The organism is Bradyrhizobium sp. UFLA05-109 (genome assembly GCF_054185165.1).
In genome coordinates this window covers 18852-45375 of record NZ_JBBIAR010000030.1, presented here as the reverse complement: position 1 = coordinate 45375, position 26524 = coordinate 18852, and the positions used below count along the sequence as shown (strand labels likewise).

General features: G+C 62.8%; 26 protein-coding genes and 1 pseudogene. 13 read left to right on the top strand and 14 right to left on the bottom strand.

The features are described from left to right. Window positions 1-244: 244 nt before the first annotated feature. From Q3C01_RS22410 to Q3C01_RS22395, 4 genes and pseudogenes are all read right to left on the bottom strand, one after another. Window positions 245-1530: pseudogene (locus tag Q3C01_RS22410) on the bottom strand (NAD(P)/FAD-dependent oxidoreductase). 13 nt (window positions 1531-1543) lie between these two features. Then, entirely contained in the window at window positions 1544-2275 is a 732-nt protein-coding gene (locus Q3C01_RS22405) for an amino acid ABC transporter ATP-binding protein (protein WP_458147468.1), read from the bottom strand. Next, a complete protein-coding gene (locus tag Q3C01_RS22400) occupies window positions 2272-2925 on the bottom strand; it encodes an amino acid ABC transporter permease (RefSeq protein WP_458147467.1) in 654 nt (217 codons plus the stop codon). Before Q3C01_RS22400 ends, Q3C01_RS22405 begins: the two co-directional genes overlap by 4 nt. A gap of 6 nt (window positions 2926-2931) precedes the next feature. Next, window positions 2932-3684: an ABC transporter substrate-binding protein gene (locus Q3C01_RS22395; RefSeq protein ID WP_458147466.1), complete on the bottom strand. Its 753-nt coding sequence runs from the start codon at window positions 3682-3684 to the stop codon at window positions 2932-2934. 185 nt (window positions 3685-3869) lie between these two features. Here Q3C01_RS22395 and Q3C01_RS22390 point away from each other — a divergent pair, with 185 nt between their 5' ends. Continuing rightward, entirely contained in the window at window positions 3870-4508 is a 639-nt protein-coding gene (locus tag Q3C01_RS22390; protein WP_458147465.1) for a helix-turn-helix domain-containing protein, read from the top strand. Window positions 4509-4601: 93 nt separating this feature from the next. Here Q3C01_RS22390 and Q3C01_RS22385 read toward each other — a convergent pair whose 3' ends face one another. Together Q3C01_RS22385 and aptA are read right to left on the bottom strand one after the other, a co-directional pair. Then, window positions 4602-5867, bottom strand: coding sequence for a D-amino acid dehydrogenase (locus Q3C01_RS22385; protein ID WP_458147464.1), 1266 nt, complete (start codon window positions 5865-5867; stop codon window positions 4602-4604). Between the two features lie 174 nt (window positions 5868-6041). Further along, window positions 6042-7370 (bottom strand): omega-aminotransferase AptA, encoded by a 1329-nt coding sequence (gene aptA / locus Q3C01_RS22380; RefSeq protein WP_458147463.1) that lies wholly within the window; start codon window positions 7368-7370, stop codon window positions 6042-6044. Between the two features lie 146 nt (window positions 7371-7516). Between aptA and Q3C01_RS22375 the strand changes: the two genes are divergently transcribed. After that, window positions 7517-8065 carry a cupin domain-containing protein gene (locus Q3C01_RS22375; protein WP_027552747.1) on the top strand — a complete coding sequence of 183 codons (549 nt, stop codon included), beginning with the start codon at window positions 7517-7519 and terminating at the stop codon, window positions 8063-8065. Between the two features lie 183 nt (window positions 8066-8248). On the opposite strand, the gene Q3C01_RS22370 is transcribed toward Q3C01_RS22375, so the two are convergent. The 3 genes from Q3C01_RS22370 to Q3C01_RS22360 are packed head-to-tail and all read right to left on the bottom strand — an operon-like array spanning window position 8249 to window position 12040. Further along, window positions 8249-10510: a xanthine dehydrogenase family protein molybdopterin-binding subunit gene (locus tag Q3C01_RS22370; RefSeq protein WP_458147462.1), complete on the bottom strand. Its 2262-nt coding sequence runs from the start codon at window positions 10508-10510 to the stop codon at window positions 8249-8251. Next, on the bottom strand, window positions 10503-11552 hold the full coding sequence (locus tag Q3C01_RS22365; protein WP_458147461.1) for an FAD binding domain-containing protein: 1050 nt from the start codon (window positions 11550-11552) through the stop codon (window positions 10503-10505). Before Q3C01_RS22365 ends, Q3C01_RS22370 begins: the two co-directional genes overlap by 8 nt. After that, window positions 11549-12040 carry a (2Fe-2S)-binding protein gene (locus Q3C01_RS22360; RefSeq protein ID WP_458147460.1) on the bottom strand — a complete coding sequence of 164 codons (492 nt, stop codon included), beginning with the start codon at window positions 12038-12040 and terminating at the stop codon, window positions 11549-11551. The genes Q3C01_RS22365 and Q3C01_RS22360 overlap by 4 nt, the downstream gene beginning before the upstream one ends. A gap of 24 nt (window positions 12041-12064) precedes the next feature. Between Q3C01_RS22360 and Q3C01_RS22355 the strand changes: the two genes are divergently transcribed. From Q3C01_RS22355 to Q3C01_RS22345, 3 genes are read left to right on the top strand one after another with little or no spacing between them, the layout of a single operon-like run. Then, complete coding sequence (locus tag Q3C01_RS22355; RefSeq protein ID WP_458147459.1) at window positions 12065-12265, top strand: hypothetical protein; 201 nt, start codon at window positions 12065-12067, stop codon at window positions 12263-12265. Between the two features lie 15 nt (window positions 12266-12280). Further along, entirely contained in the window at window positions 12281-12916 is a 636-nt protein-coding gene (locus Q3C01_RS22350) for a TetR/AcrR family transcriptional regulator (RefSeq protein ID WP_254103682.1), read from the top strand. Window positions 12917-12929: 13 nt separating this feature from the next. Next, on the top strand, window positions 12930-13331 hold the full coding sequence (locus Q3C01_RS22345; protein WP_458147458.1) for a DUF4864 domain-containing protein: 402 nt from the start codon (window positions 12930-12932) through the stop codon (window positions 13329-13331). 145 nt (window positions 13332-13476) lie between these two features. On the opposite strand, the gene Q3C01_RS22340 is transcribed toward Q3C01_RS22345, so the two are convergent. Beyond that, entirely contained in the window at window positions 13477-14865 is a 1389-nt protein-coding gene (locus tag Q3C01_RS22340) for a DUF1254 domain-containing protein (protein WP_458147525.1), read from the bottom strand. Between the two features lie 401 nt (window positions 14866-15266). Further along, window positions 15267-15641: a cupin domain-containing protein gene (locus tag Q3C01_RS22335; RefSeq protein ID WP_458147457.1), complete on the bottom strand. Its 375-nt coding sequence runs from the start codon at window positions 15639-15641 to the stop codon at window positions 15267-15269. Between the two features lie 161 nt (window positions 15642-15802). On the opposite strand from Q3C01_RS22335, the gene Q3C01_RS22330 reads away from it, so the two are divergent. After that, window positions 15803-16192, top strand: coding sequence for a helix-turn-helix domain-containing protein (locus Q3C01_RS22330; RefSeq protein ID WP_458147456.1), 390 nt, complete (start codon window positions 15803-15805; stop codon window positions 16190-16192). Window positions 16193-17667: 1475 nt separating this feature from the next. On the opposite strand, the gene Q3C01_RS22325 is transcribed toward Q3C01_RS22330, so the two are convergent. Continuing rightward, entirely contained in the window at window positions 17668-17877 is a 210-nt protein-coding gene (locus tag Q3C01_RS22325; RefSeq protein WP_458147455.1) for a hypothetical protein, read from the bottom strand. Further along, a complete protein-coding gene (locus Q3C01_RS22320) occupies window positions 17874-18065 on the bottom strand; it encodes a hypothetical protein (protein ID WP_458147454.1) in 192 nt (63 codons plus the stop codon). Before Q3C01_RS22320 ends, Q3C01_RS22325 begins: the two co-directional genes overlap by 4 nt. 624 nt (window positions 18066-18689) lie before the next feature. Here Q3C01_RS22320 and Q3C01_RS22315 point away from each other — a divergent pair. Next, entirely contained in the window at window positions 18690-20132 is a 1443-nt protein-coding gene (locus tag Q3C01_RS22315; RefSeq protein ID WP_458147453.1) for a DUF2252 domain-containing protein, read from the top strand. Between the two features lie 444 nt (window positions 20133-20576). Here the strand turns inward: Q3C01_RS22315 and Q3C01_RS22310 are convergent, their stop codons facing one another. Beyond that, entirely contained in the window at window positions 20577-21866 is a 1290-nt protein-coding gene (locus Q3C01_RS22310; protein ID WP_458147524.1) for an MFS transporter, read from the bottom strand. A gap of 121 nt (window positions 21867-21987) precedes the next feature. Between Q3C01_RS22310 and Q3C01_RS22305 the strand changes: the two genes are divergently transcribed. From Q3C01_RS22305 to Q3C01_RS22280, 6 genes are all read left to right on the top strand, one after another. Further along, window positions 21988-22431 carry a hypothetical protein gene (locus Q3C01_RS22305; RefSeq protein WP_458147452.1) on the top strand — a complete coding sequence of 148 codons (444 nt, stop codon included), beginning with the start codon at window positions 21988-21990 and terminating at the stop codon, window positions 22429-22431. Between the two features lie 74 nt (window positions 22432-22505). Next, a complete protein-coding gene (locus Q3C01_RS22300) occupies window positions 22506-22793 on the top strand; it encodes a hypothetical protein (protein ID WP_458147451.1) in 288 nt (95 codons plus the stop codon). Window positions 22794-22802: 9 nt separating this feature from the next. Beyond that, entirely contained in the window at window positions 22803-24227 is a 1425-nt protein-coding gene (locus Q3C01_RS22295; protein WP_458147450.1) for a TolC family protein, read from the top strand. A gap of 13 nt (window positions 24228-24240) precedes the next feature. After that, on the top strand, window positions 24241-25572 hold the full coding sequence (locus Q3C01_RS22290; protein ID WP_458147449.1) for a multicopper oxidase family protein: 1332 nt from the start codon (window positions 24241-24243) through the stop codon (window positions 25570-25572). A gap of 35 nt (window positions 25573-25607) precedes the next feature. Beyond that, complete coding sequence (locus tag Q3C01_RS22285) at window positions 25608-26063, top strand: cupredoxin domain-containing protein (RefSeq protein WP_458147448.1); 456 nt, start codon at window positions 25608-25610, stop codon at window positions 26061-26063. Between the two features lie 15 nt (window positions 26064-26078). Beyond that, window positions 26079-26381 (top strand): copper-binding protein, encoded by a 303-nt coding sequence (locus Q3C01_RS22280; RefSeq protein WP_458147523.1) that lies wholly within the window; start codon window positions 26079-26081, stop codon window positions 26379-26381. Window positions 26382-26524 lie beyond the last annotated feature (143 nt).

Here is a 26524-nt window from a genome sequence, read left to right as displayed (position 1 = left end):
CGCGAGCATCGCTGCACCTCTCCCGCTTGCGCAGGGCAATCGCATATGATCATCGACTAGGTCGTCATGCCCGGGCTTGTCCCGGGCATCCACGTTCTTTGTGCTGCGGGTTAGACGTGGATGGCCGGGACAAGCCCGGCCATGACGATGTGGAAGCTTCAGCGCCGCTAGCGTTTGCGTCATATGCGATTGCCCTACCCGCAAGCGGGAGAGCGAGCGCACCTGCGTCAAATCCAAACGCGCGCTAGATCCCCAGCCGGTCCCGCACGCGACCGGCGATCACCGCGCTCTTGACCCCGACCGGCCAGAAGGCGTGCAGCGGGATTGGCTTGATGCCTGTGATGGGCATGTCGATTTCGGCGCTCCTGCCGCCGATCAGGCGGCGAGCGAGCTGGGCGCCCATCGCTGTGGAGAGCGCGACACCACGGCCGTTGCAGCCGAGCGAGATCAGGATGTTCTCCGCCGGCTCGTGCACATGCGGATAGTGATCCTTGGTGATCGCAAGACGGCTGTTCCAGCCATGGGTCCAGGCGACGCCCCCGAGCTGCGGCCACAGCCGCTCGGCATAGCGCATGAGATAGGCGACATCGGACGGCGCGTTGATCCAGCGCATCGGGCCGCGGCCGCCCATCAGCAGGCGGTTGTGCTGATCGATGCGATAGTAGACCGTGATGTGCCCGCTTTCGTAGAGCACCGGACGCGTCGGCATGATCGAACGGGCGCCTCGTCGGAGAGCTGTGCGGTCGCGGCGATCGACGAAAACACCGGCACGATGGTGCGGCGGAGCGTGGGCCAGAGATCATCCGTAAAGCCGTTGGTGGCGAGCAGCACCTTTTCGGCACGTACCACCGCGCGCGGCGTCTCGATGCGCCAACGCGTACCTTCACGGCGAAGGGAGAGCGCCGGGGTTTCGCCGTGCACGTTCGCACCGGCCGAGATAGCGGCGCGCGCGAGGCCACGGGCGTAGCTCAGCGGATGCAGATCGCCGCCGCGCGCATCGAACATGGCGCAGAGATAGCGATCGCTGCCGGTCATCTCGCGCAGTTGCTCGCGATTAAGCAGCGTCACCGGCATGCCGCGGCGAATGCACTGCTTTGCGGTGCTTTCGATCGCCGCGGCGCTCGCTTCATTGTAGGCCGCCCGCAGCGTGCCGTTCTGCCGCGCCTCGCAGGGAATCTGGTAACGGCGGATCAGGTCGTGCGTAAAATTCGTCGTGCCGTAGGAGAATCCGATCATGCGGCGGCCGAGATCAGCGCCGAAATCGGCCTCGATCTGATCGGGATCGTGCTTCAGCCCCGGATTGGTGTGGCCGCCATTGTTGCCGGACGCGCCCCAGCCCGGCTCCTGCGCCTCCAGCACCAGCGCGTCGACACCCTGCTCAGCCAGATGCAGCGCCGTAGACAGGCCGGTGTAGCCGCCGCCGACGATGGCAACGGAAACGGTCTTGTCCGCATCGAGTGGCGGCGTGGCCACCGGCGCAACGGCGGTGTCGGCGTAGAGCGAGGGCGGCAAAGGCAGGCGTGCGGTCATGTCGGACACCGGATCAGAGCGGATGCAGCACGCGGCGCAAGAAGTCTTGCGTCCGCGCATGCTGCGGTTGGTTGAGCACCGCTTTCGCCGGCCCCTGCTCGACGATGACGCCGCCGTCGATGAACAGCACGCGATCAGCGACGTCGCGGGCAAAGCCCATCTCGTGGGTGACGACGACCATGGTCATGCCGTCATCGGCGAGCTTGCGCATCACCGAAAGCACCTCGCCGACGAGTTCGGGATCGAGGGCCGAAGTCGGCTCGTCGAACAGGATCGCCCTGGGCTGCATGGCGAGCGCGCGCGCGATCGCGACGCGCTGCTGCTGACCGCCGGAGAGCTGCGGCGGATGCATGTCGGCTTTTTCGGCGAGGCCCACTTGCGCGAGCAGCGCGCGGCCGCGCTCGAGCGCCGCGGCACGCGGCTCCTTCTTTACATAGAGCGGCCCCTCGACGACGTTCTCAAGGGCCGTGCGATGCGGGAACAGGTTGAAGCGCTGGAACACCATCGACACCTGCGTGCGGATCGAGACGATCGATGGCGCATTGCGATCGACGCGCGTGCCTTCGATGCTGATGTCGCCGCGGTCGTAGCTTTCGAGCCCGTTGATACAGCGCAGGATGGTCGACTTGCCGGAGCCGGACGGGCCGATGATGCAGACCACCTCGCCCTTCTCGACGGATGCCGTGATGCCCTTGAGCACCTCGACCTTGCCAAAGCTCTTGTGGACGTCGTCGAGCTCGATCATCGCTTGCCGGCCCGCTTCTCGAAATGACGGACGAGCAGGATCAAGGGGATGCTCATGGTGAGATACATCAGCGCCACCAGCGTGAACACGCTGGTGTTCTTGAAGGTCGAGGAGGCGATCAGCTTGCCCTGTAAGGCCAGCTCGGCCACCGTGATGGTCGAGGCTTGTGACGAATCCTTCAGCATCATGATCATGACGTTGCCGTAGGGCGGCAGCACGATGCGCACCGCCTGAGGCAGCACCACGCGACGCATGGTGAGCCACCAGCCCATGCCGATGGTCTGCGCTGCCTCGATCTGCCCCTTGTCGATCGCCTCGATGCCGGCACGGAAGTTTTCCGCCTGATAGGCCGAATAGGCGATGCCGAGGCCGAGGATCGCGGCCTGCAATGCCGTGAGCGTGACGCCAAGATCAGGCATCACGAAATAGAGATAGAACAGCAGCACGATGATCGGGATGCCGCGGATCACGTTGATCACGCTGGCGCTCAGGCCCGACAGGAAGCCGATGCCGGAGACCCGCATCAGGGCCCAGACCAGCCCGAGCAGCGTCGAGAGGATCAGCGAGCCGATGGTGACGACGATCGTGAGCGCGACGCCGTTGAGGAGGATCGGGAAGAACTCGACGGTGTCGCGCCAAAAGCCCTGCATCGGCGATCAGCCCTTCAGGCCCCATTTGGCGAGAATCTTGTCCACGGTGCCGTTGGCCTTCAGCCGGCCGAGCGAGGCATTGATCTTGCCGAGCAGCTCGGTGTCGCTCTTGCGCACGCCGATGCCGACCGAGCCGACGGTCACGGGCTTGTAGCTCGCAACGAGGCGCACCTCGGGGAAGCCACCCTGCTTGAGGTTGTAGGCGAGGATCGGATAGTCGGCGAAGCCGGCCTTGAGGCGCGCGGCGTTCACGTCACGCAGGATGTCGGGAATGGTGTCGTAGGCCTTCACGTCGCTGAACAGGCCCGATTTCTTCAGCGCGTCGACGAAGGCGGTGCCGACCTGGGCGCCGACGACTTCACCCTTCAGATCCTCCTGCGAGGTATAGGCCTTGGTGTCGCTCTTCGGCACCACCAGGCCTTCGCCATAGGTGTAGATCGGATCGGAGAAGTCGATCACCTCCTTGCGCGGCGCGGTGATGAACATTGCGGCGGCAATGATGTCGATCTTGTTCGAGGTCAGCGAGGGGATCAGCGCCGAGAACTGCATCGGCTCGATCTGGACGTTGAGGCCGGCGTCCTTGCCGACCTCGGTGATGAGATCGACCATGACGCCCTGGATGGTGTTGGTCTTGGTGTCGAGGAAGGTGAAGGGAATGCCCGTCGGGGTCGAGCCGACCTTCAGCACCTGCTGCGCGGATGCCGGCATGCTGGCTGCAAGGGCGAGCGCCGCGACCGCGGCCTGAACGAAACGCTTCATCGCAATCCCCCTGTTGGGTTCGGCCGATGGCTGCGCACCCGCGCAGCTTGTGAGGGCAGATGTTGCGGGTCAGGCCGTTTCGGCTTATTTTCACCAATATGAAAATTTGGTCACACTTTCGCGGGTGATGCAAGCGGTTTTCATGCACATGAAGGAAGCGGTTTGACGTGAGCGGTGGCAAAAGAATGCGCAAACCGGCCGCCGTGAAGGCGGTGAAGAGGGCAAAAGCCGTCGCCAAGCCGGCCGAGCCGGCGATGGACGTCGCGGTAGGACGCCGCATCCGCGATCTCAGGCGGACACGGCAGCTCTCACTTGAGACGATCGCCGAGCGCACGTCGCTGTCGATCGGCTTCCTCAGCCAGATCGAGCGCGGCCTGTCCTCGCCATCGCTGCGCGTGCTTGCGACGCTCGCCGACGTGCTCGGGGTCGGCATCGCCGCGCTGTTCGGCGCGAGCCCGAGCACGGACGGCACATCGGATTCCGTGGTGACGCGCGGTATGCAACGTCCGGAGCTGAAGCTCTGGCGCACCGGCATTTCGAAACAGCTGCTGAGCGCCGCGGGCGCCGAGAACCGGCTCAACCTGTTCCTGGTGCATCTCGAGCCCGGTGGCTCGACCGGCGATGAGCTCTACACCCATGACGGCGAAGAGGCCGGCCTCGTGCTCGAAGGCGAGATGATGCTGACGGTGGATACGGAGACGTGGTCGCTGAAGACGGGCGATAGTTTTCGGTTTGCAAGCCGGCGGCCGCACCGGTTTTCCAACCCGGCTGATGATGCGAAGGCAGTCGTGCTGTGGGTAAACTGCGTGACTGGGACGAGCTAATCTGCGTCATTCCGGGGCGATGCGAAGCATCGAACCCGGAATCTCGAGATTCCGGGTTCGCCTCTTCGAGGCGCCCCGGAATGACAGCGCAAATCACCCAAACCGGTGATTGTAACGATCCAGCGTCAGCTCGCTCGTATCGATTTCCGGCTTCTTGCCCGACAGCATGTCCGCGAGCACGCGGCCCGAGCCACAGGACATGGTCCAGCCAAGCGTGCCGTGGCCGGTATTGAGATGGAGATTCGGATAGCGCGTGGCGCCGATCACGGGCGGGCCGTCGGGCGTCATCGGTCGCAGACCGCTCCAGAACGTGGCCTTGGAGAGATCGCCACCGCGCGGGAACAGATCCGACACCGAGTGATCGAGCGTGGCGCGGCGCGCGGCGTAGAGCTTGTCGGAATAGCCGGAGATCTCCGCGGTGCCGCCGACGCGGATGCGATTGCCAAGCCGCGTGATCGCAACTTTGTAGCTCTCGTCCATCACGGTCGATTCCGGCGCGCCGGAAGCATCCTTGATCGGCACCGTGATCGAATAGCCCTTCACCGGATAGACCGGCAGGGAAATCCCGAGGGGAGCAACGAGGCGCGACGACCAGCTTCCAAGCGCGACGACATAGGCATCCGCCTGCAACAGGCCGGCACCGGTCGCCACACCGGTGACACGCGAGGCGTCCGTGACGATGCCGTCGATGGACGTGTTGAACATGAAGCGCACGCCGAGCTTTTCGGCCTCTGCGGCCAGCGCCTGCGTGAACATGTGGCAGTCGCCGGTCTCGTCCTCGGGCAGCCGAAGGCCGCCGACGATCTTTTCCTTCACGCCGGCGAGTGCGGGCTCTGCCGCGATGCAGCCCTCACGATTGAGCACCTCGTAGGGCACGCCATACTGCTTGAGCACGGCGATATCCTCAGCCGTGCCGTCGAGCTGCGCCTGGTAGCGGAACAGCTGGAGCGTCCCCTTCGAGCGCTCGTCATATTGAATGCCGATGTCCCGGCGCAGCGCGCGCAGGCAATCGCGGCTATATTCCGCGATCGGGATCATCCGGCTCTTGTTGACGGCATAGCGCGCGGACGTGCAGTTGCGCAGCATCTTGAGCAGCCAGACCCACATCACGGGATCGACCTTGGGCCGGATCACCAGCGGACCATGCTTCATCAAGAGCCATTTGATCGCCTTCACCGGCACGCCGGGACCGGCCCACGGCGAGGAATAGCCGGGCGAGACCTCGCCGGCATTGGCAAAGGACGTTTCGAGCGCCGGCTCGCCTTGACGGTCGACGACCGTCACCTCATGGCCGGCACGCGCGAGATAATAGGCAGAGGTGACACCGATGACACCGCTGCCGAGGATCAGGACTTTCACGTTTGACACCACTCCCGCGGCGTATGTCGCGCCGCTAGAGCATGATCCGGAAAAGTGTGAAGCGGTTTTCCGAAAAGATCATGCTCAAACAACAACCTAAAGCGCGATGACGATTCATCTCAATTTCATCGCGCTTTAGCAAGAACAACTGGTCGAGAACCGCGAGAGCAATTATCAGGCCACGCGTTTGATGGCGTCGCCGAGAATCGAGACAATCTGGTCGATGTGGCTCTTTTCGACGATCAGGGGCGGCGACATCGCAAAGGAGTCGCCGCTCATGCGCAGGTAAAGACCGGTGTTGAAGCAATCGACCATGATGTCATAGCCGCGCGCGCCGACCGCGCCATCACGCGGTGCGACCTCGACCGCGCCCATCAGGCCGCAATTGCGGATGTCGACGACGTTCGGCAGCCCCTTCAGCTGATGCAGCGCATCGCGCCAGTAGTCGGCGATCCCTGCGCCACGGGTGAGCAGGCCCTCGTCCTTGTAGATGTCGAGCGTCGCGATGCCGGCGGCACAGGCCACCGGGTGCGCCGAATAGGTGTAGCCGTGGAACAGCTCGATCTGGCCCTCCGGGCCGGTCATCACGCCGTCATGCACCTTGCGGCTCGCGAACACGGCGCCGCAGGGCACGGTGCCGTTGGTGATGCCCTTGGCCGTCGTCATCAGGTCCGGCGTGACGCCGAAGAAATTGGCGGCGAACGGCGTACCCAGGCGGCCGAAGCCGGTGATGACCTCGTCGAAGATCAGGAGGATGCCGTGCTTGTCGCAGATCTCGCGCAGGCGCTTGAGATAGCCCTGCGGCGGGGGCAGCACCGCGGTCGAGCCCGGCACCGGCTCGACGATGACGGCGGCGATCGTCTCGGCCCCGTGCAGCGCGACGAGGCGCTCGAGATCGTCGGCAAGCTCGGCGCCATGGGCCGGCTGGTCCTTGGCAAAGGCGTTGCGGGTGAGATCATGGGTGTGGCGGATGTGATCGACGCCCGGCAGATGGGTCGCAAAGGCGCGGCGGTTCGCCACCATGCCGCCGACCGACATGCCGCCGAAGCCGACGCCGTGATAGCCGCGCTCGCGGCCGATCAGGCGGGTGCGGCTCGACTGGCCGGTGGCGCGATGATAGGCGAGCGCGATCTTGAGCGCAGTGTCGACCGACTCGGAGCCGGAGTTGGTGAAGAAGATGCGATCGAGGCCCTTTGGCGCGATCTCCGCGAGCCGCTCGGCGAAGTCGAACGAAAGCGGATGACCCATATTGAACGACGGCGCGAAATCGAGCGTCATGAGCTGCTTCTCGACCGCTGCCGCAATCTGCTTGCGGCCATGGCCGGCGTTGACGCACCACAGGCCCGCCGAGCCGTCGATCACCTTGCGACCGTCGACGGTGGTGTAATGCATGCCCTCGGCCGAGGAGAACAGGCGCGGCGCCTTCTTGAACTGCCGGTTGGCCGTGAACGGCATCCAGTGCGAATCGGTCTTGATGGTGTTCGGAATCTGGTGAAGGGTCACGGGCCGCTCCTTTGCTGACCCGGAAGCAGAGCCACGGCTTTAGAAGCGCAACAAGTCCTTTTCTGCACGGCTGCAACCCATTGATCTGGTTGGGGCGGCCGGTCCATATTTGCGCGATCCGCAACACCTGCAACAGGGATTTGCCCATGAGCGTCGACATCGGTGGACGGCTGCGATTCATCCGGGCGCGCCACAAGCTGTCGCAGCGCGAACTCGCCAAGCGTTCCGGCGTCACCAATTCGACGATCTCGCTGATCGAATCCAACCAGATGAACCCGTCCGTCGGCGCGCTCAAGCGCATCCTCGACGGCATTCCGATGGGCCTCGCCGAGTTCTTCGCGCTGGAGCCGGAGACGCGGCGCAAGATCTTCTATCGCGCCGAGGAGCTGACCGAGGTCGGCAAGAAGCCGATCTCCTACCGCCAGGTCGGCGACAATCTGTTCGGCCGGAGCCTGCAGATCCTCAAAGAGCGCTACGAGCCGGGCAGCGACACCGGCCGCGTGCCGCTGGTGCATGACGGCGAGGAAGGCGGCGTCGTGATCTCCGGCAAGCTCGAGGTCACGGTGGAGGACGAGCGGCGCATCCTCAACCCGGGAGATGCCTATTATTTCGAAAGCCGCAGGCCGCACCGCTTCCGCTGCGTCGGCGGCAAGCCATGCGAGGTGATCTCGGCCTGCACGCCGCCGACGTTCTGAGGAGATAGCGGCCGCGGAGATGCTGCGCCCCCTCTCCCGCTTGCGGGAGAGGGCTGGGGAGAGGGTGTCTCCGCAGAAAGACTCCCTCAAAGGAGAGAGCCCTCACCCACCGCGCTCAGGCGCGCAAGTGCGCTGCCGAGCGCGTCGACCTCTCCCGCAAGCGGGAGAGGTGAACAAAGCATCTCACAGCGGCGTCAGCAGCTCCTCGATCCGGATCGGGAAGCGGCGCACGCGCACGCCGGTCGCATGCCATACGGCGTTCGCCACCGCGCCGGCGCTGCCGGTGATGCCGATCTCGCCGACGCCCTTGATGCCGAGCGCGTTGACGTGCGGATCGTGCTCCTCGACCGTCAGCACGCCCATCGGCGGCACGTCGGCATTCACGGGGATGTGGTACTCGCCGAGATTGGCGTTCATGATCCGGCCGCTGCGCCGGTCGATGATGGCTTCCTCGTGCAACGCAAAGGACAGGCCCCAGATCATGCCGCCGGCAAGCTGACTTCGCACCAGATGCGGATTGATGATGCGGCCCGCGGCGAACGCGCCGACCATGCGCGAGACCCGGATCTGCCCGAGCTCGGGATCGACCTTCACCTCGGCAAAGACCGCGCCGTGCGCATGCATGGCATAGTCGGTCTGCGCCGTCGGATTCGGTGCGCCGGTGCCGCGCGCATCGACCTCGGCAAGGCCGGCCCGCGCGAGGATGTCGGCATAGCTCTCGCCGCGGCTCTCGTCGTCGCGCCGGAACAGTTTTCCATCGCGCGCGATCACGCCGGCATTGCCGGCGCCGAACAGCGGCGAACGCTCGTCACGGGTTGCGAGATCGGCGAGCTTTGCAATTGCGGCCGCGCCGGCATTGTGGATCGCATTGCCCGCGGTCGCCGTATGCGCCGAGCCGCCGGCAATGCCACCATCGGGCAGATCGGAGGTACCGGAGCGAAACTCAACGCGATCGACATCGAGGCCGAGGCCATCAGCCGCGATCTGGGCGAGCGCGGTCCAGGCGCCCTGCCCCATGTCGTGCGCGCCGATCTCCATCACGCCGGTGCCATCGCGGCGGATCGCCGCGCGCGCCTCGGCCTGGAACATCAGCGCGGGGAAAGTCGCCGTCCCCATGCCCCAGCCAACCAGGAGACCGGAGTCATCGCGCATCTGCCGCGCCGCAAGCGGGCGGCTCCTCCAGCCGAAGCGCGCCGCGCCCTGCTCGTAACAGGCGCGCAGCGCCTTTGAGGAGAACGGCTTGCCGGTGGTCGGCTCGACCTCGGCATAGTTCTTCAGGCGGAAGGCGAGCGGGTCCATGCCGCAGGCGAGCGCCATCTCGTCGATCGCGCTTTCGAGCGCGATCGATCCCGTCGCTTCGCCGGGCGCGCGCATGAATAGCGGCGTGCCGGTGTCGACGCGCGCCGCCTCGTGCGAGGTCCTGATCGCGGGGCTCGCATAGAGCGTATGCGATGCATCCGCGGCGGGCTCGTAGAAATCGTCGTAGCTGCTCGACACCGTCTTCGCGTGGTGATCGATCGCGGTGAAGCGCCCGTCCGCGTCGACGCCCATCCGCAAACGCTGCCGCGTCGGCGCACGATGGCCGACCGGGCCGTACATCTGCTCACGGCGCAGCACGAGCTTCACCGGCTTGCCGACCAGCTTCGCCGCCATGACGCCGAGAATCTGCGGTCCCGTCAAAAATCCCTTCGAGCCGAAACCGCCACCGAGGAACGGGCTGCGGATCCGGATCTTGTCCGGCGCGATGCCGAACAGCTCGGCGACGCGGGCGCGCGCCATCACCATGGCCTGGCTCGGCGTATCGATCGAGAGCGTGTCGCCGTCCCAGCTAGCGACGATCGCGTGCGGCTCCATGGCGTTGTGATATTGCGGCGGCGTCTCGTAGGTCACCTCTAACCGCTTTGCGGCCGCAGCGAGCCCGGCGTCGATATCGCCATGCTGCACCTGTGCAGGATTGCCAACACCGACGACGGGCGGTGCGAACGCTTCGCCGGCATCGAGACCGACGCGAGGGTTTAGCGCCTCATAGCGCGGCGCCAGCAGCGCTGCGCCCTCAGTGGCCGCCTCCAGCGTCTCCGCGATCACGACGGCGATCGGCTGGTTTGCGTAGCGGATCTCATCGCTCTGCAGGACTTCCATCCGGAACACGAACGGATTGGTCTTGATGTCGGGGTCGATCGCGAGCTCAGGCTTGTGCTTCGACGTCATGACCTCGACCACACCCTTGTGGCTTTTGGCCGCCGCGACGTCGAGCGCCGTCACGCGGCCGCGCGCGATGCTGGACACCGCAATGACCGCAAACAGCATGCCCGGCGGATGATGGTCCGCGGCGTAGGCGGCCTGCCCCTTGACCTTCAGAACGCCATCACGGCGGGTCAGCGGCTGGCCCATGTTCGAGCCATGGCGGATGTGAGCGGGGGCGGAGGTGAGGCTGATCTCAGGCATGCAGGGCTCCGGAAGCAAAGGGAGAGGCCGGCAGTGCTGGAATGCGCGCGGGCGTTCCAGCGGCGGCAAGGGTCAGCGCGCGCACGACGATGCGGCGCGCGAGCTCGATCTTGAAGGCGTTGTCGCCGGACGGCCTTGCATCAGCGAGCGCAGCTTGCGCGGCTTCGCGGAAGGCGGACGGCTCGGGCGTGGCACCTTTCAGCACCGCTTCGGCAGCGCGGGCGCGCCAGGGCTTTGCGGCGACACCGCCGAGCGCAAGCCGGGCATCGCTGATCTTGCCGTTCTCGATCCTCAGCGCTGCCGCGGCGGATACCACGGCAAAGGCATAGGAGGTGCGCTCGCGGACCTTGAGATAGCGCGCATGGCTGGCGAAATCGCGGGCTGCGGCCGGCAGGCGCACCGCCACGATCAGATCACCGGGCTCGAGCGCCGTCTCGTGCTCGGGCGTTGCGCCCGGCAAAAGGTGCAGCGCATCGAGCGGCAGCTCGCGCCGACCGCCCTTGCCTTCGATCTCGACGATGGCGTCGAGTGCGAGAAGTGGCACGCAGAAGTCAGAGGGATGCGTGGCGATGCAGCCCTCGCTCCAGCCGAGCACCGCATGCAGCCGGTTCTCGCCGCCGCGCGCGTCGCAACCGCTGCCGGCCTCGCGCCGGTTGCAGCGGCTGGCGGGGTCATAGAAATACGCACAGCGCGTCCGTTGCAGGAGATTGCCGCCGACGGTCGCGGCATTGCGCAATTGCGCCGAGGCGCCCGACAACAGCGCTTCGGCAATCGCCGGATAGGCTTTTGCAAACGCGGGGTCATGCGCGAGATCGGCATTACGAACGAGCGCGCCGATACGCAGGCTGCCGTCTGGGAGATGCTCGATCCGGTCGAGCCCCTTCAGGTGCGTGACATCGACCAGACGGTCCGGACGGCTGACGCCGCCCTTCATCAGGTCGAGCAGATTGGTGCCGGCGGCAAGATAGGTCGCGCCGGGCTGCGCGGCGGCGGTGACGGCCTCGGCGATGGTCGCAGGCCTGACGTAATCGAACGGCTTCATGCGGAGCGCCTCTGGTTGGCTTCACCGGTCTGCACCTCGAGCACGGCATCGACGATGCCGGCATAGGCGCCGCAGCGGCAGAGATTGCCGCTCATGCATTCCCTGATACGTTCGGGATCATCGCCCGCCTGCGCCTCCCGCATCATCCCGATCGCGCTCATGATCTGGCCGGGCGTGCAGAAGCCGCATTGAAAGCCGTCATGGGCGATGAAGGCCGCCTGCACGGGATGAAGCTGGTCGCCGCGCGCAATGCCTTCGATGGTGAGGATGTCGGCGCCGTCATGGCTGACGGCGAGCGCGAGGCAGGAGTTGATCCGCTTGCCGTCGACCAGGATGGTGCAGGCGCCGCACTGGCCGCGGTCGCATCCCTTCTTGGTTCCGGTCAGTTCCAGACGCTCACGCAAGAGATCGAGCAGCGTGACTCTGGGGTCGTCGAGTTGGAAATCGCGCCGCACACCGTTTACGGTGAGGCTGATGGAGTGGGTCATACAGGGCTCCGATCAGATATGGAGATGGTCGATCGCATGCGCGCCACCGCCGTGGCCGCAGTCGATCTGTCGCCGGACGAACATGAGACGAGCCGACGTGTCAGCGAAGATACGGAGGCACCCTCCGTTTCACAAGTGCCGTCGAAAAATATTGGAATTCGTCAAAACCCCGTGTGCAAACAACGCGATGCCTCGCGCAAAGGGTTCAATCTAACCAGATCGTGATCTAGATTGGTCCGTATGGACGACCAGGTCGACAACATCCGGAAGCCCCGCGCCGACGCCGTGCGCAATCGCGAGCGCGTGCTGGAGGCTGCGAAAGCCGTGTTCAGCGCGGGCGGGCCGGAGGCGAGCCTGGAAGCCGTTGCAAAACGCGCCGGTGTCGGCATCGGCACGCTCTATCGCCATTTTCCAACGCGCGAGGCACTGTTCGAGGCGGTGTACCGCCGCGAGGTCGAGCAGCTCGGCGAGCTTGCCGAGCAACTCAGAAGCGCGAAGGACCCGGTTGACGCCCTGCGGCGCTGGCTGCGCTCCAATGTCGAGTTCGTCACGACCAAGAAAGGCATGTCGGCAGCGCTGGCCCTTGCGGTGCAGAGCGGGTCGGAGCTGCACGCTTTCTCGTTCGAGCGTCTGACCAAAGCCATCGGCTCACTGCTCGATCGTGCGGTTGCAGCCGGCCAGATGCGGGCCGACATCAGTCCCGAGGACCTGCTGCGTGCATTCTTCGGCATGTGCTACATGCACGACCAACCCGGCTGGCAATCGACCGCGCTCAGGCTGCTCGACGTATTCGTCGACGGACTTCGCGTGCAGTCCAAACCATCATCGCGCGCGACCGTCAAAAAGACAAAACCGGCGGCGAAGAAAAAACGATAATACGGAGCCAGTGATGCGCATCGCGGTGTTGCTGATCACATTACTCCTGAGTTTTGCGGCCGCGCAGGCCGACAACATCGCCGACGCCAAGAGCGTGATCCGCGCCCAGGAGCAGGCTTTTGCCCGCGACGATGCCGCGGCCGCCTATTCCTACGCCGCGCCCGCGATCAGGAAGATCTTCCCGGCCGCCGACATCTTCATGGCGATGGTGGAGAGTGCCTACGCACCGATCTATCGGCACAAGAGCTTTGAGTTCGGCGAGACCAAGGTCGATGGCGACTGGATCGGCCAGTACGTCCACATCATCGATGCCAATAACGAAGCCTGGGACGCCCTCTATACGCTGGAGCAGCAGAGCGACGGCAGCTACAAGATCACGGGATGCTCGCTGTCGAAGGCAGGACAGGCAGTTTAGGCGTGGACTCTCGCGTCTGTGATGTCCGTTTAACCTTCAATAACGTCGAAGATGCCGGCGTTGCATGAGGTCCGAGAAGGGCCATGAGCCGACATTCAGCGTAAGGTGAGCACCGGTGCGTGAGCGTCGATGCTCGCGTTGATGCTCACTGAGCCATCAGGTTCGACACGCCCTGAAGCTTCGTGATGGGCGGCGGGTTCCACTTGCCGGTGAGGGCGTCCGATTTCGGAGCGTAGAGGCGCATCGTCAAGTTGAAAGGCCCCTTTGGCGCGGGCAGCCAGTTGATCTCTTTGTCCGCTCCCGGGCTCTCGTTCTGGAAGTAGAGGTCAAGAGAGCCGTCCGGGTTGTATTTGAATGGCATCCAGCTACTCACCGCAAAGCGATTGAGGCTGTTTGCTACCTGAAAGCCGTCACTGTCGTAGAGCGTGATCGACCAAAAGGCATTTGCCGGTGGTGTAGCGCCCTTGTCGAAGTGGACGGAGTATTTGCTTGCGCCGTCGAGCGGCTTGCCGGTTTCGTCGGCGAGGTTAAGTGGATAGATCGCATCTTCCGGTAGGTTCGCGCCGAGGCCAACCTGCGCGACGATGGCGCGTTTGAGATAATAATTGCCGTACACGCCCATCGTGTCGGTATTCACTGACCAGCCATTCGCAACCCGGGCAATAGTTGGCACTTTCCATTCCATGAGTTGTTGCCCAGCCGCCGGGGCATCGTCCAGCGCCTTCCTCACGACGGGATCGAGGTTGCTCATATCCAGGCTCTTGCCCGGCTCGATGCCGATCCGCTTCATCTGGGCAATAACCGGCTGGTCAGTGAGGTGGGGCGGGTGCAGCTTGAGAAGCTCAGCCGCATAGACGAAGTAATCGCCGCCCTTCATGGTATCGACCTGAATTTTTGGAGGCGTCTTCATGTCGATCCTCGGATCGATCTTCGCCTCGACTGGTTTGGATGGCTTGCCCCACTCCGAGAGCGGCGTGACTTTGTACCCGGCCTGAATTTTGTGAACCGCATCGTAATCCGCCGGACCGTCAGTCTTGGTGCGGCCAATAATCCAGACGTATGGGGTCGGCGCTTCGATTTGCGTAAATTTTTCCGGTACGGTTCCGCTCCAACCGCGTGGCGTGACGAGGAAATTGCCCGCTTGCGTTCCCGTCGTGCGCCAACCCGGCGACGCAAATACGTCCGTCCACATGTCGAGCATGGGCAGCAGGTAATAACGCCCACCCGTGTCAGGGACCGAAACGACCATCGGCTCCTTGGTGAGGTCGACGTACCCAAAGGAATACAGCGTGTCGAAATTGGGTCGCACGACCTGTCTCATGTCGGCAGCGGGAAAGGTCGGAACGTTGAACAACATGTTCATGGGCGCGCCGATGCCTTTGCCAGGCTCGACATTTGTAAGCTGCTTGCGGGTTACGTCCATGGACACCAACGGATAGAAGTAGATGTAGGCATCCCTGGCAATGGATTGCGCCTCCTGCTCGGTGATGACGCTCTGTGCCTGCGTGGTGAGTGAAAGGATAGGCGAGAGCATAAGACCCAATATCAAAGAAATCGCGCTTCTACTCACGTGATCTCTCCCATGAATGCGTTGCGGCTGAGCATAGAAATTATTCGGCCTAACGGGTGGCCCGACAACCCCGAGTAGACGAAACGCCATGTCATTTCTCGTTGATCTAAATCAAGAATGCCTCATTTGGGTCATTCGCGACTGAGCCGGGCAGTGCTCACTACCAATCGATGTCCGCTTCCGTCCCGATAGCGACTGCTTTTGGGCAGACGCAGCAAACGACGCGAAGGGCCATAGGCAGTCAATTTGCGCCTCCAGAAGAAGGTCGACACCCGGGGCCGCCCAAAATAATAGAGCCGTCGGGCGCAGTCCCCGGCGGCTCCTAGAGTGACGTTTGCCGCGTCTCTTTTCGGATGCGCGAATGCCTATTTTTTTTCTACAAAGATTTGTTTGCAGTCCGCGTCGCCGATGTTCTCGGCTGAGTGTGAGGGGATCGCAGGCAATACCTGCACTGATCCGGACTTGGCGACATTTTCAGTTGTCTTACCATCGGCCCCGTACAGCCTGTTCTTACAGTCGGCAAGGTTAACCACGACAAACGGCACGGGGTGACCGTGCACTTTGTCGTGGACACCCTTTTTGTGGTTCGCTTCGATCACTCGGTAATTAGCGTCCTCAAAAATCACTTTGTAGGTGTCAGGATCGGCTTTGTAGGTTGGTTCTGCGGTTTGGGCCACCGAAGCGGAGCAGCCCAGGCCCGTCAACACCACTGCTCTCAACAAGATTCCAAAGGACTTCATTACATCCCCTCTGAGTTGGATCGCGATCTGCTAGTAACATCCGATCCTAACGACGGTCTTGTGATAGAGCGTCCATTTTGGACACTCATGTCGTTGCGCTATCGCCGCCGGTTAATCGCCAGGTCAGCCTTACGGTGATGAAAATATCAAAGGAGGGTCACATGCCTGGGACGTACCCGATTATGCACCGTACGGAGCGGCTTGCATTGGCGAAAGCGTACATTGCGCTCACCCGTGTGATGGTCGATTCTGTGTTCGGCAAGAAGCCTGTTGATCATTCGCTGTTGTTGATTGGCTCCGCAATCATGGTGGGCCACGCAGAAAACAGACCTATGAATGCAACAAAAATCTCGCATTACGTGGGCCTGCCGCGCTCGACGGTAATTCGCAAGCTCAACGAGTTCTCAAGAACTGGCGTGGTCGCGCGTCACGGCAACGTCTATCTACTGTCGGAAGAACGCGCCCACAATCAGACAAAGTACGTCACCGAAGCGATGCGCATTTTTTATACTGCGGAGAAAAGTTTGAAAGCCTCCAAGCTCGACACTTAGAAGGGCCGCCAATCGCTGCCGTGAGCGCGCACGAGACGCATGAGGCTCATTGGGGCCGCAGCATTACGCAAGCGTCATTTAGCAGAAGAATAGGCCATCGTCCGATTGCAAAATGTGCGCTCGGGGTCAAAAGCGGCCGTCTCGGCTAAGCCGCATGTTGGTCCGCTCTCGTGTTGAAAGCGGACTCCGCCCTGAATCACCAGCCAAAATGAGCCCAGCGCGGCATGGTTGTTATCGAAGCATAAAACCCGCAGCGGATTTCTCCGCGCGGGTTGATGCGAACTCTTTCGATGATGCCACTTTAGAGGTGATTTGCCCGACGCGTCAAATTGTTTTCGGATTTTCCTATTTTGCCAGAAGATCCGATCTTCCGTTTCCATTCCTGGAAGTATCAGTTTGTCCCTTAAGGCCATGAGCGGAAGACAGCACTGGTGCCCGTGCCCTTCCAACGCGATTGTTGCGGCGCACCAGGCGCTTGCTTGGGCGTATCCGTTGCCCGCAACGCCGGCGTGCACAACTTTTTGGCGAGCAAGCCGCTAGTCAGGTTGCAGAATACAAGCTACGAATTGCGCGTGGTTTATTTTGACCAATGGACGGCCTGTCCGTCCTGGAAAGGCATCATCATGAAATTGTCTTCAAGTGCTGTCGCCCCCTCGGTCCTCGCTATGTTCGCAACTGTCTTCCTGTGTGGCCCGGCATCGTCGCAAGGTTCGGCCACCAGCACGCTTCCCGGTGTCACCGTCAATGCGCCGGACCAGGCAGCAAGGCCCCATCATTCGCAACGGGGGTCGTCAAACACGGTGACATCCCGCAGGACAACCGGCACCTCAACCGCTCAAACGCCAGGGTTCGCGCCGAATTCAACATTGGGGAGGCTTGCCAAGCTGGAGAGAGAAGCCCGCAGCTGCAACGGTGGTTGCGAAACAAGTTTCAGGGTCGGCAACGCCCCCTGGGTTGGATGTAGCCTTGCAGGCCAGGGAGGAATGGATGGTAGCATGTTCTCGCCAACGTGCACAGACACGCTCAGCTACAACACTTACGCGCAGTGCGTAGAGACCAAGGCTTTCCTTGGCGCGCAACCCAGAGAATCTCGGTGGATTTGCAGCAGCCTGCTGGCCGGGGGCAAGTTGCCCGGCGAAAAGCGAGTCGCCGAAATCAAGCAATTCGGCACCCGATAGTCCACGCCGCCCGCCGGCTGCACCCGAAGACGGGATAGCATGGCTCGAGGGATTTCGAGCCATGCGCAATGCGCTTCGGGGCACAAGCGGCGGTCAAGGCAAGCTGCCCCACGTCCGGTTTACCACCGACAGCCGACATCACAACGGCCTAGGCGCTGTTCGGCTTGGGGCCACTTCCAGGCTCATGCTCCGCAAACAAGAACTTGCTCGATGGGCCGGCCATTGAACGGTCGCAGTCAGTAACCGCAGCCGTCGTGGTTAAGCGGTTCAAACCGTCTGAGGAGGCAGCTTTCCACGCTAAGCTCCCCTGCGATCCTGGCTGCCAATCACGCATCGCCATGCCGCCAGGCGCTCTGCTGGATGCTGGTTCATCCACTCGGCGAGCTGCGGCGCGCCCATCAGGCAGGACTGCAGTGAGACGTCGGCGAAGTCGGAGGTGGTGACGATCTGCTCGTGGCAATTCGTCGGAGAAGAGAGACTGCAGAGCACGGCGATGACCTTGATCACGACACGAGACCTCCGTCGCCGCGATGGGCTTTGGGGCCGCTGACCGTGTGACTTATCGATGCCTTGTCATGCTGCTCCCTGACCGGATCAGCCGCCGGGAAGATGCTGTCATATATCGCGCGGGCTTCTCGAATTAAGCGGGCTCGCTCGCGCTCAGACTTTGCGACAAATCGAATAATCTCGCCCATATTGAATGCTCCTGCTATTATTAAGAGGGACCATTCCCTTTGAAGGCGAAGAATAGGCGCGGCCTTGCTATTCAATCTGTGATACGTCTCACCATGCGCAGCGTGCTTTGAAAGACTTCGGGGAACGAACTTCAATTTGCTAAACGAGCCTGCTGATCGCGAACGCAGCAACGAGAAACACTCCGATAATTAATGCTGCCATGACGCGATCTTCCGTCCCTCTCATGTGAGCAACATCTGGCTCAAAGCACGCCCGTGCCTCCACCGTTCGTGTTGATATCGGAGGGTGGTTTTTCAATCTGTGACAGAAATCACGAGCGCCCCAGCAGTCGGCGTTGGATAGAAACTCGTTGGCAAGAATGATCTTCGTTTGTGGGATGTCTGCTTCGCGTCATTCGCGACTGAGCCAGGCAGCGCTTGCGACCAATCGGTGTCCGCTTCGGTCCCGATAGCCCACGCATTGAGCAGACGCAGCAAATGACGCGAGGGGCCAAGAGGCAACTTGGCCGCCATGACCCTTTTGTCCCGGCATCTCCAATCCCAGTCTGGTAGCCTAGGCGGCGATATCTGAAGCAGGTTAGGCTTTCGCCATTGCGAGAGATCCGCAAGCTATTGGAGGACAGCATGGGCATGGTTCGATTGCAGTCCAATGTCGACCCCACTTTTTACCGGATGCTCGGGTCGACCAAAGAAGGCGCTCTGCTTGAAAGTTTCACGATCAGAAAGCCTTCCATCAACCAGCGAATGGAGGCCGGAAAGGCCTTGCGCAAGCAAGTGCCACGCACGTCGCATGCGATCTATGACCGGTCCAGTCACCGTCCTGATCCCATTGATATTCTCGAGCGACAAAACGCAACGCGAGTCCAGAAGCTAGTGCCCGTTCGCTACAGCCGCATGCTCGCGAACCCCTTTGCCTTCCTGCGCGGATCAGCTGCGGTCATGGCAAGCGACTTGTCGACATCGCCCGTATCAGGCATTCGCGTTGCAGCGTGTGGAGATATGCATATCAGCAATTTTGGTGTTTACGCCACGGCCGAGAGAAATCTGGTTTTCTCGATCAACGATTTCGATGAAATCCATGTTGGTCCCTGGGAGTGGGATCTCAAGCGACTTGCCGCCAGCGCTACTGTCGCGGCCAACTTCCTCGGCGGCGACCAGGCGCAATCCGAACAGGCCGCTCGTGAATGCGTTCGCTCCTACAGAAAGCATATCCATTGCTACGCTGAGATGGGATACCTGAGCGTCTGGTATCAGCGGATCGACGAGCGCGCCATATTGGGCAGCCTGACGCCTGACTCGCGCCGCCTCGCCAGAAATGTCATGGATCGGGCGAAAGCACGAGGACACATCACCACGTTCGACAAATTGACCGAGCCCGTGAAGGGGCATCATCGATTCATCGAAGACGTTCCGCTGATCGTACGCGAGACCCACACCGAGAAAGGAACCTCCATCAAAGTCGCGCTTGACCGCTTCCTGCACTCGTACATTCACTCGCTCGGTTACGACCGCAAGCTCCTGCTTTCGCGCTATCACATCACGGACGTCGCCCGCAAAGTGGTGGGCGTTGGCAGCGTTGGCACCGAATGCTGGATGCTCATGCTCGAAGGAGCCAGCGAGAGCGATCCCCTCTTCCTGCAGATCAAGGAGGCTAACGCCTCCGTTCTGGCGCCATACGTCGACCTCAAGCTGCCATTCCGGCATCACGGTCAAAGGGTGGTATTCGGTCAGCGTCTGACGCAGGGTTCGCCGGATATCTTTCTGGGTTGGGGCGAGGTTGAAGGAAAGCAGTTCTATATTCGTCAGCTGGCGGACATGAAGGGTGGGGTCAAGGTAGACAACCTCGAAACGCTCCCGGACTATTGCCGGCTGTGTGGCTGGGCGTTGGCGCTCGCGCACGCGAAGTCTGGGGACGTCGCGATGATCGCGGGGTATTGCGGCAAGAGCGATGTCCTCGATGACGCGTTAGCGAAATTTGCGGCGAGTTACGCCCGACAGACTGAGCAGGATTATGAAGCGCTGTCGCGCGCAAAAAGGACAAGGAGGATCAGGGTGGCAGGGAAGTAAACAGGCTACGGGCTGCCTGCCAAGGGGTCATTCGCGTCGCTCGAGAGCGTGGCGCGCACTTCCGGGCATCTCCGATATGGGAACAATCTCCGAAGCGATCGTCGGGAATGCTCTGACTGAACGAAAAACTTCCGCTTGGCCTCAAAAAGCCGACGCTCACGCGTCAAGGATTGTGGATGTCGAGCCGATCACATTCGCCAACGGGCTCGCCGCCCTCAAATGTCGGCTGAAGCCGTGCGCGCTGATAGACGCCCGCCGTGCTCCATTCTCAGGCTGTCCCTTCCGTCATGCAGATTGCGCGATGATCCTCTTTTACCCCTGATTTGCCCGACGCGTCAAGTTTATTTCGGTAAATCAGTAGATCTAACTCGGCCAGCCTCTCCTACTGTGCATGGGGTTGTTTTTCAAGTTTTGATGGAGGGTCTGTCGAGATCGCTCCCAGCCTCAGGTCGCAAACCCCGGACCGGCCTTCGCAGCGTTCATGCGCGAGCGGATCAGGAGCAGCGCGACGATGCCGATGTTCAGCGCGTTCCACGCCACGCCGTTGGCGAAGGCGGCAGCATAGGAGCCGGTGGCATCGAAGATCAGGCCTGATACCCAGCCGCCGAAGGACATGCCGAACACGGAGGCGAAGATCACGATGCCGACGCGGGTCGCAGCTTCGCTTGCCGGCATCGCCTCGCGCACGATGATGGCGTAGCTCGGCACGATGCCGCCCTGGAACAGGCCGAACATCGCGGAGATCAGGTAGAGCGAGGTCAGGCTGTCAAAGAACAAATAGAACCCGAGCGCGAAGCACTGCGCCAGCGAGCCGATCAGCAGCGTGGGGATGCCGCCGATCTTGTCGGCGAGGTAGCCCGAGCCGATCCGGCTGACGATGCCGCAGCCCATCATCAGCGACAGCATCTCCGCGCCGCGCGCCACGCCGTAGCCGAGGTCACCGCAATAGGCGACGATGTGGACCTGCGGCATCGCCATCGCGACGCAGCAGGAGATCGAGGCGATCGACAGCAGCACCGTCAGCGTGTTGGTCGACAGCCCGAGATCGACGCGCGGCGGCGGCGCGTTGGCGTGATTGCGAACCTTGTCGTCGCCGATCTGGGCGCGCAGGACTAGAACCAGCATCGTCATCGTGCTTGCGCAGACGATGCCGATGCCGATGTGGGTCATGCGCCAGCCGGCAGTCTGCACGCCCCAATTCACGATCGGCGGCCACATCGCGCCCGCGACATAATTGCCGCTGGCGACGATCGTCACGGCGAGTCCGCGATAGCGCTCGAACCAGTGCGAGGCTTCCGCCATGAGCGGCGCAAACGTTGCGGAGGTGCCGAGCCCGATCAGGAAATACACCGCCACGAACTGCCAGAGCTGGGTCGACAGCCCAGCCAGAACGTTGGCGACGCCGAGAAAGGCGATGCTGATCGCCATCGCCGGCACGATGCCGAAGCGATCGGTGATCTTGCCTGCGATCACACCGCCAAGGCCGAAGCCGAACATCATGAGCGTAAAGGCCAGCGACACCGCGCCGCGCGTGGCCGCAAATTCGGCCTGCACCACGGGAATCACGACCACGACCGCCCACATGCCGACGGCGCCGATCGATCCGATCACGAGCGCAAGCACGAGCCGCACCCAGGCCTGACGTGAATCAGGGGTGAAGCCGGCCGGTCGCTGCGGGTGATTTGGCGCGTGCACGGCGCGACCTTCTTCGCTGACCGCCTTGCGGTCAAGCATCATGCTGCGATATTGGGCATGCGCGGTGCGCTGCGGTAAGAAGAGCTTGGCGGAACCGGGCTTTGCCATTAATTTGCAATCTGCGTGTGCATCATGGCCGCGCAACGGACATGTCGACGGGATGTTGTTGCAATTGACGCGATCGATGCGGATCAGGGTGGGGTGGTTCGTCGCCCTCGCCTATCTGTTCTGCGTCCTCGCGCCGGCAGCCGCGCTTGCGTGGGGCAGCGGTCCCGCGCCGTGCCTTGGCGATGACTTGCAGACAGTCGTTCTCGCGCCGGAGCACCATCATGGTGCGAGCGGGATGCACGCCGACGGCGGCCATGATCACATTGCCGCGCATGCGCATCACCAGACCGCTGGGCAGAATGCACCTGCACCACATCATCATGACGGCAAGGGCACACCTGGCCCCTGCTGCGCCATGATGTGCGCGAGCGCGCTGCCGGCCGCCCTGCCCGACGTCGTCAAGCCGGTGCAGCCGATTTCGGCCTGTGCGCCCGAGATCGCGGTGAGCCTGCACAGCGAGGCGCCGCCCCTGCTCTACCGTCCCCCTATCGCCTGACCTGACGTCACGACGTGAGGCCTCGCGCAACCTGCGCGCGGGCTCGTGGTCATCAGACAGATCAGGGATTACCCATGCTTACCCTTTTCGGGGCGAAGCTCGCCGTCGCATCTGCGGCGCGTGGATGGCACTTTGGATTCATTCGGCCGATCCTAGCCGCAACGGCGCTCGCATTGTCCGGCTGCATGCCAGCGACCACCGCACCGCTGGCGAGCGCTGATCCTGCCGATCCCGCGGCCAAGGTCGCGCGCGTCGGCTATCGCTCGACGATCGCGCCCTACACCAGCCTGCGACCGACAATGCCGGCGCCATGGCGCGAGCGCAACGACAGTGTCGCGCCTCAACCCAAAGCGGACCAGTAGGAACGCGCCATGGAACAACCATTCGCGCGCGGCCTGCTCGCATTCGTCGCACTTGGCCTTTCCGGCTGCGCCGCGTTCTCGCCCGACAGCGGCATGAGCACTGTTGCAGACCTGACCAGCCGGAGCATCAACAAGGATGTCGCTTTCGTGCGGACGGCCGAGGGGGCCGATACAGTCAACGATCGCGTTCGCCGCCTGCTGTCGCGGACGCTCAGCGCGGATGCCGCCGTGCAGATCGCGCTGATCAACAACAAGGGGCTGCAAGCTGCCTATGACGAGCTGGCACTGGCCGAGACCGATCTCGTCGAGCAAAGCCTGCCGCCCAATCCAGTCTTTTCGGTCTCGCGGATTTCAGGCGATGGCGCCAGCGAAATCGAGCGCCAGGTCATCGGCGATATCCTGGCACTGGCGACGCTGCCGTTCCGCTCCGACATCGCCCGCGACCGTTTCCACCAGGCGCAGCTGCGCGCGGCACTGGCAACGCTGCGGCTCGCCGCCGACGTGCGCCGCGGCTATGTCCGCGCCGTCGCCGCCAACGAGATGGTGGCACTGCTGGCCGACGCGAAATCGACGGCGGAGTCCACCGCGCAGCTCGCCGTGAAGCTCGGTGAGACCGGATCGATCAACAAGCTCGATCAGGCCCGCGAGCAGGTGTTTTACGCCGAGACCACGGCCGATCTCGCCACTGCCCGACAGACAGCAACGAGTGCGCGCGAAAAGCTCGCGAGGCTGATGGGGCTGTGGGACGACGGGCTCGACTTCCGCCTGCCCAACGCGTTGCCGCCGCTGCCGCGCCGGCCGCTCGCGCTGACCTCCGTCGAGACCGATGCGGTGGCTCATCGCATCGACCTGCAGATCGCGCGGCTCGAGCTCACGGCGCTGGCAAAATCGCTCAATCTCACCGAAGCGACGCGCTTCGTCACGCTGCTCGATCTCGCCGGCGTCTCCCGCCGCACCCAGGATCCGGAAGGCGCGCCGTTCCGCGAGCGCGGCTTCGACGTGCAGTTCCAGATCCCGATCTTCGATGGCGGTGAGGTGCGCGTGCGGCAGGTGACCGAAACCTACAATCTCGCCTTCAACCGGCTGACCGAGCGGGCCATCACTGTGCGCTCCGAAGCGCGCGACGCCTACCGTGCCTATCGCTCGACCTACGACATCGCCAGCCACTACCAGCGTGAGATCCTGCCCCTGCGAAAAATCATCACAGAGGAGATGCAGCTTCGCTTCTCCAGCATGCAGGTCGATATCTTCGCGCTTCTGACCGAGGCGCGCCAGCGCCTCTCCTCGCTGCGCGGGGCGATCGACGCGAAGCAAAAATTCTTTCTCGCGCAGTCCGAGTTGCAGACCGCCGTCAACGGCGGCGGCGCACCTGCGGGCGGCACCGACGATGCCACGACCATCGCCGCGGCAGCGCCTGGCGATGGCGGACACTGAGACGGAGGCCAGCATGTTTTCCCGAAGAGGATTTTTGGGCACCGCCGCACTTGCAGGCGCGTCAGCGATCAGCGGCCGCGTCCAGGCGGCATCAATTCCGGAAGCCACACATATGGACAAGGTGGTGATGCAGCCGCCGTTGCATCCGAGCAGCGGCCCCGATTATCGCCCCGTCGTCACGCTCAATGGCTGGACGCTGCCGTTCCGCATGAACGGCGACTGGAAGGAATTCCATCTCGTCGCCGAGCCCGTGGTGCGCGAATTCGCCGAAGGCATGAAGGTCAACCTCTGGGGCTATAACGGCCAGTCGCCGGGGCCAACGATCGAGGCGGTCGAGGGCGACAAGGTCCGCATCTTCGTCACCAACAAATTGCCCGAATACACCACCGTGCACTGGCACGGCATGATCGTGCCGAGCGGCATGGACGGCGTCGGCGGGCTCAATCAGCCGCACATCCCACCCGGCAAAACCTTCGTCTACGAGTTCGAGATGAAGAAGAGCGGGACCTTCATGTACCACCCGCATTCCGACGAGATGGTGCAGATGGCGATGGGCATGATGGGCATGATCGTCGTGCATTCGCGCGATCGAGATTTCCGTCCCGTCGACCGCGACTTCGTCTTCGTGATGAGCACCTATCGCGTCGACCCCGGCACTTATTTGCCCAAGGTCAACGAGATGACCGATTTCAACATGTGGACCTGGAATTCGCGGGTGTTTCCCGGCATCGATCCGTTGCCGGTGCGGCTCGGCGACAAGGTGCGCGTGCGCATCGGCAATCTCAGCATGACCAACCATCCGATCCATCTGCATGGTCACAGTTTTGCGGTGACCTGCACCGACGGCGGCTGGATTCCCGAGAGTGCGCAATATCCGGAGACGACGACCGACGTGCCGGTCGGCGCCGTGCGCGTATTCGACGTTCTCGCCGACAATCCCGGCGACTGGGCATTCCACTGCCACAAGTCGCATCACACCATGAATGCGATGGGCCACGACATGCGCAATCTCATCGGCGTCTCGAAGAAGGATCTCGCGCGTCCGGTCGGCAAGCTCGCGCCCGACGCCATGGTAATGGGCCAGTCGGGCATGGCGATGGGCAACATGGAGATGCCCGCGCCCGACAACACGCTGCCGATGATGACCGGCGCCGGACAGTTCGGCCCGATCGAGATGGGCGGCATGTTCACGGTGATGAAGATCCGCGAGGAGATGGCGCGTGACGATTACAGCGACCCCGGCCCCTATCAATTCCCGCAAGGCACCGTCGCCTATGAGGTCGCTTCGCCAGCCGCGGAGCCGGAGCGGCAGCAAAACGTACCGATGAAGAAAATGAAGATGTGAACGAACGTTTCGACGACCACCAACTGGAGAACAAGATGAAGAAGACGACGATGATCATACTTGCGGCACTTTCGCTTTTGGCCGCCCCTGCACTCGCACACGAGCATCACACCCATGAGACCTTTTCGGCTGGCGAGCCCGGCGATCCCAACAAGCCGGCACGCACCATCGAGATCGCGCTGAGCGAGATGGCCTATGAGCCCTCGCGCATCAGCGTCAAGCACGGCGAGCAGATCCGCTTTGTGCTGCGCAACGTCGGTAAGGAGGACCACGAATTCCTGCTCGCTACGACCAAAGAGAATCTCGCGCATGCCGAAGTGATGAAGAAGCATCCGCACATGGAGCACGACGACCCCAATGGCGTACGGCTCGCGCCGGGCAAAACGACCGAGATCGTCTGGAAATTCACCAAGGCCGGCACGTTCGAATTTTCCTGCCTGATCCCCGATCACCGCGACTACGGCATGGTCGGCCACGTCACCGTGAAGTGAGCAATGGAGCCTCCCATCAACAATTTCATCCGCATCGCTGCCGCGCTGGTGCTTAGCATCGGCCCGTCTCTCGGCGCCCTCGCGGCCGGGGGCGCCGCGATCAGCGGCGAGGTCAAGAAGATCGACGAGGGCGCGGGAAAGATCACGCTCAAGCACGGACCGGCGAAAAGCCTCGGCATGGATGAGCCCATGACCATGGTCTACCGCGTCAAGGACCCGGCGGTGCTGAAGCAGGTCCGGGTGGGCGACAAGGTCACGTTCGAGGCCGAGGAAGCGGCGTCGGGGTATACGGTGACGAAAATGCAGAAGGCGAAGTAGGCACGTCCTCCATCGCACCAGTCATTCCGGGGGCTCGAAGAGCCAAACCCCGAATGACAACCCAAATGGCCCCATTTCGCCCAGCCGCCTCCCCCGTTAACCCTTTGCTAACCATACACCGGGCAAAAATTGCCGGGTGAAGT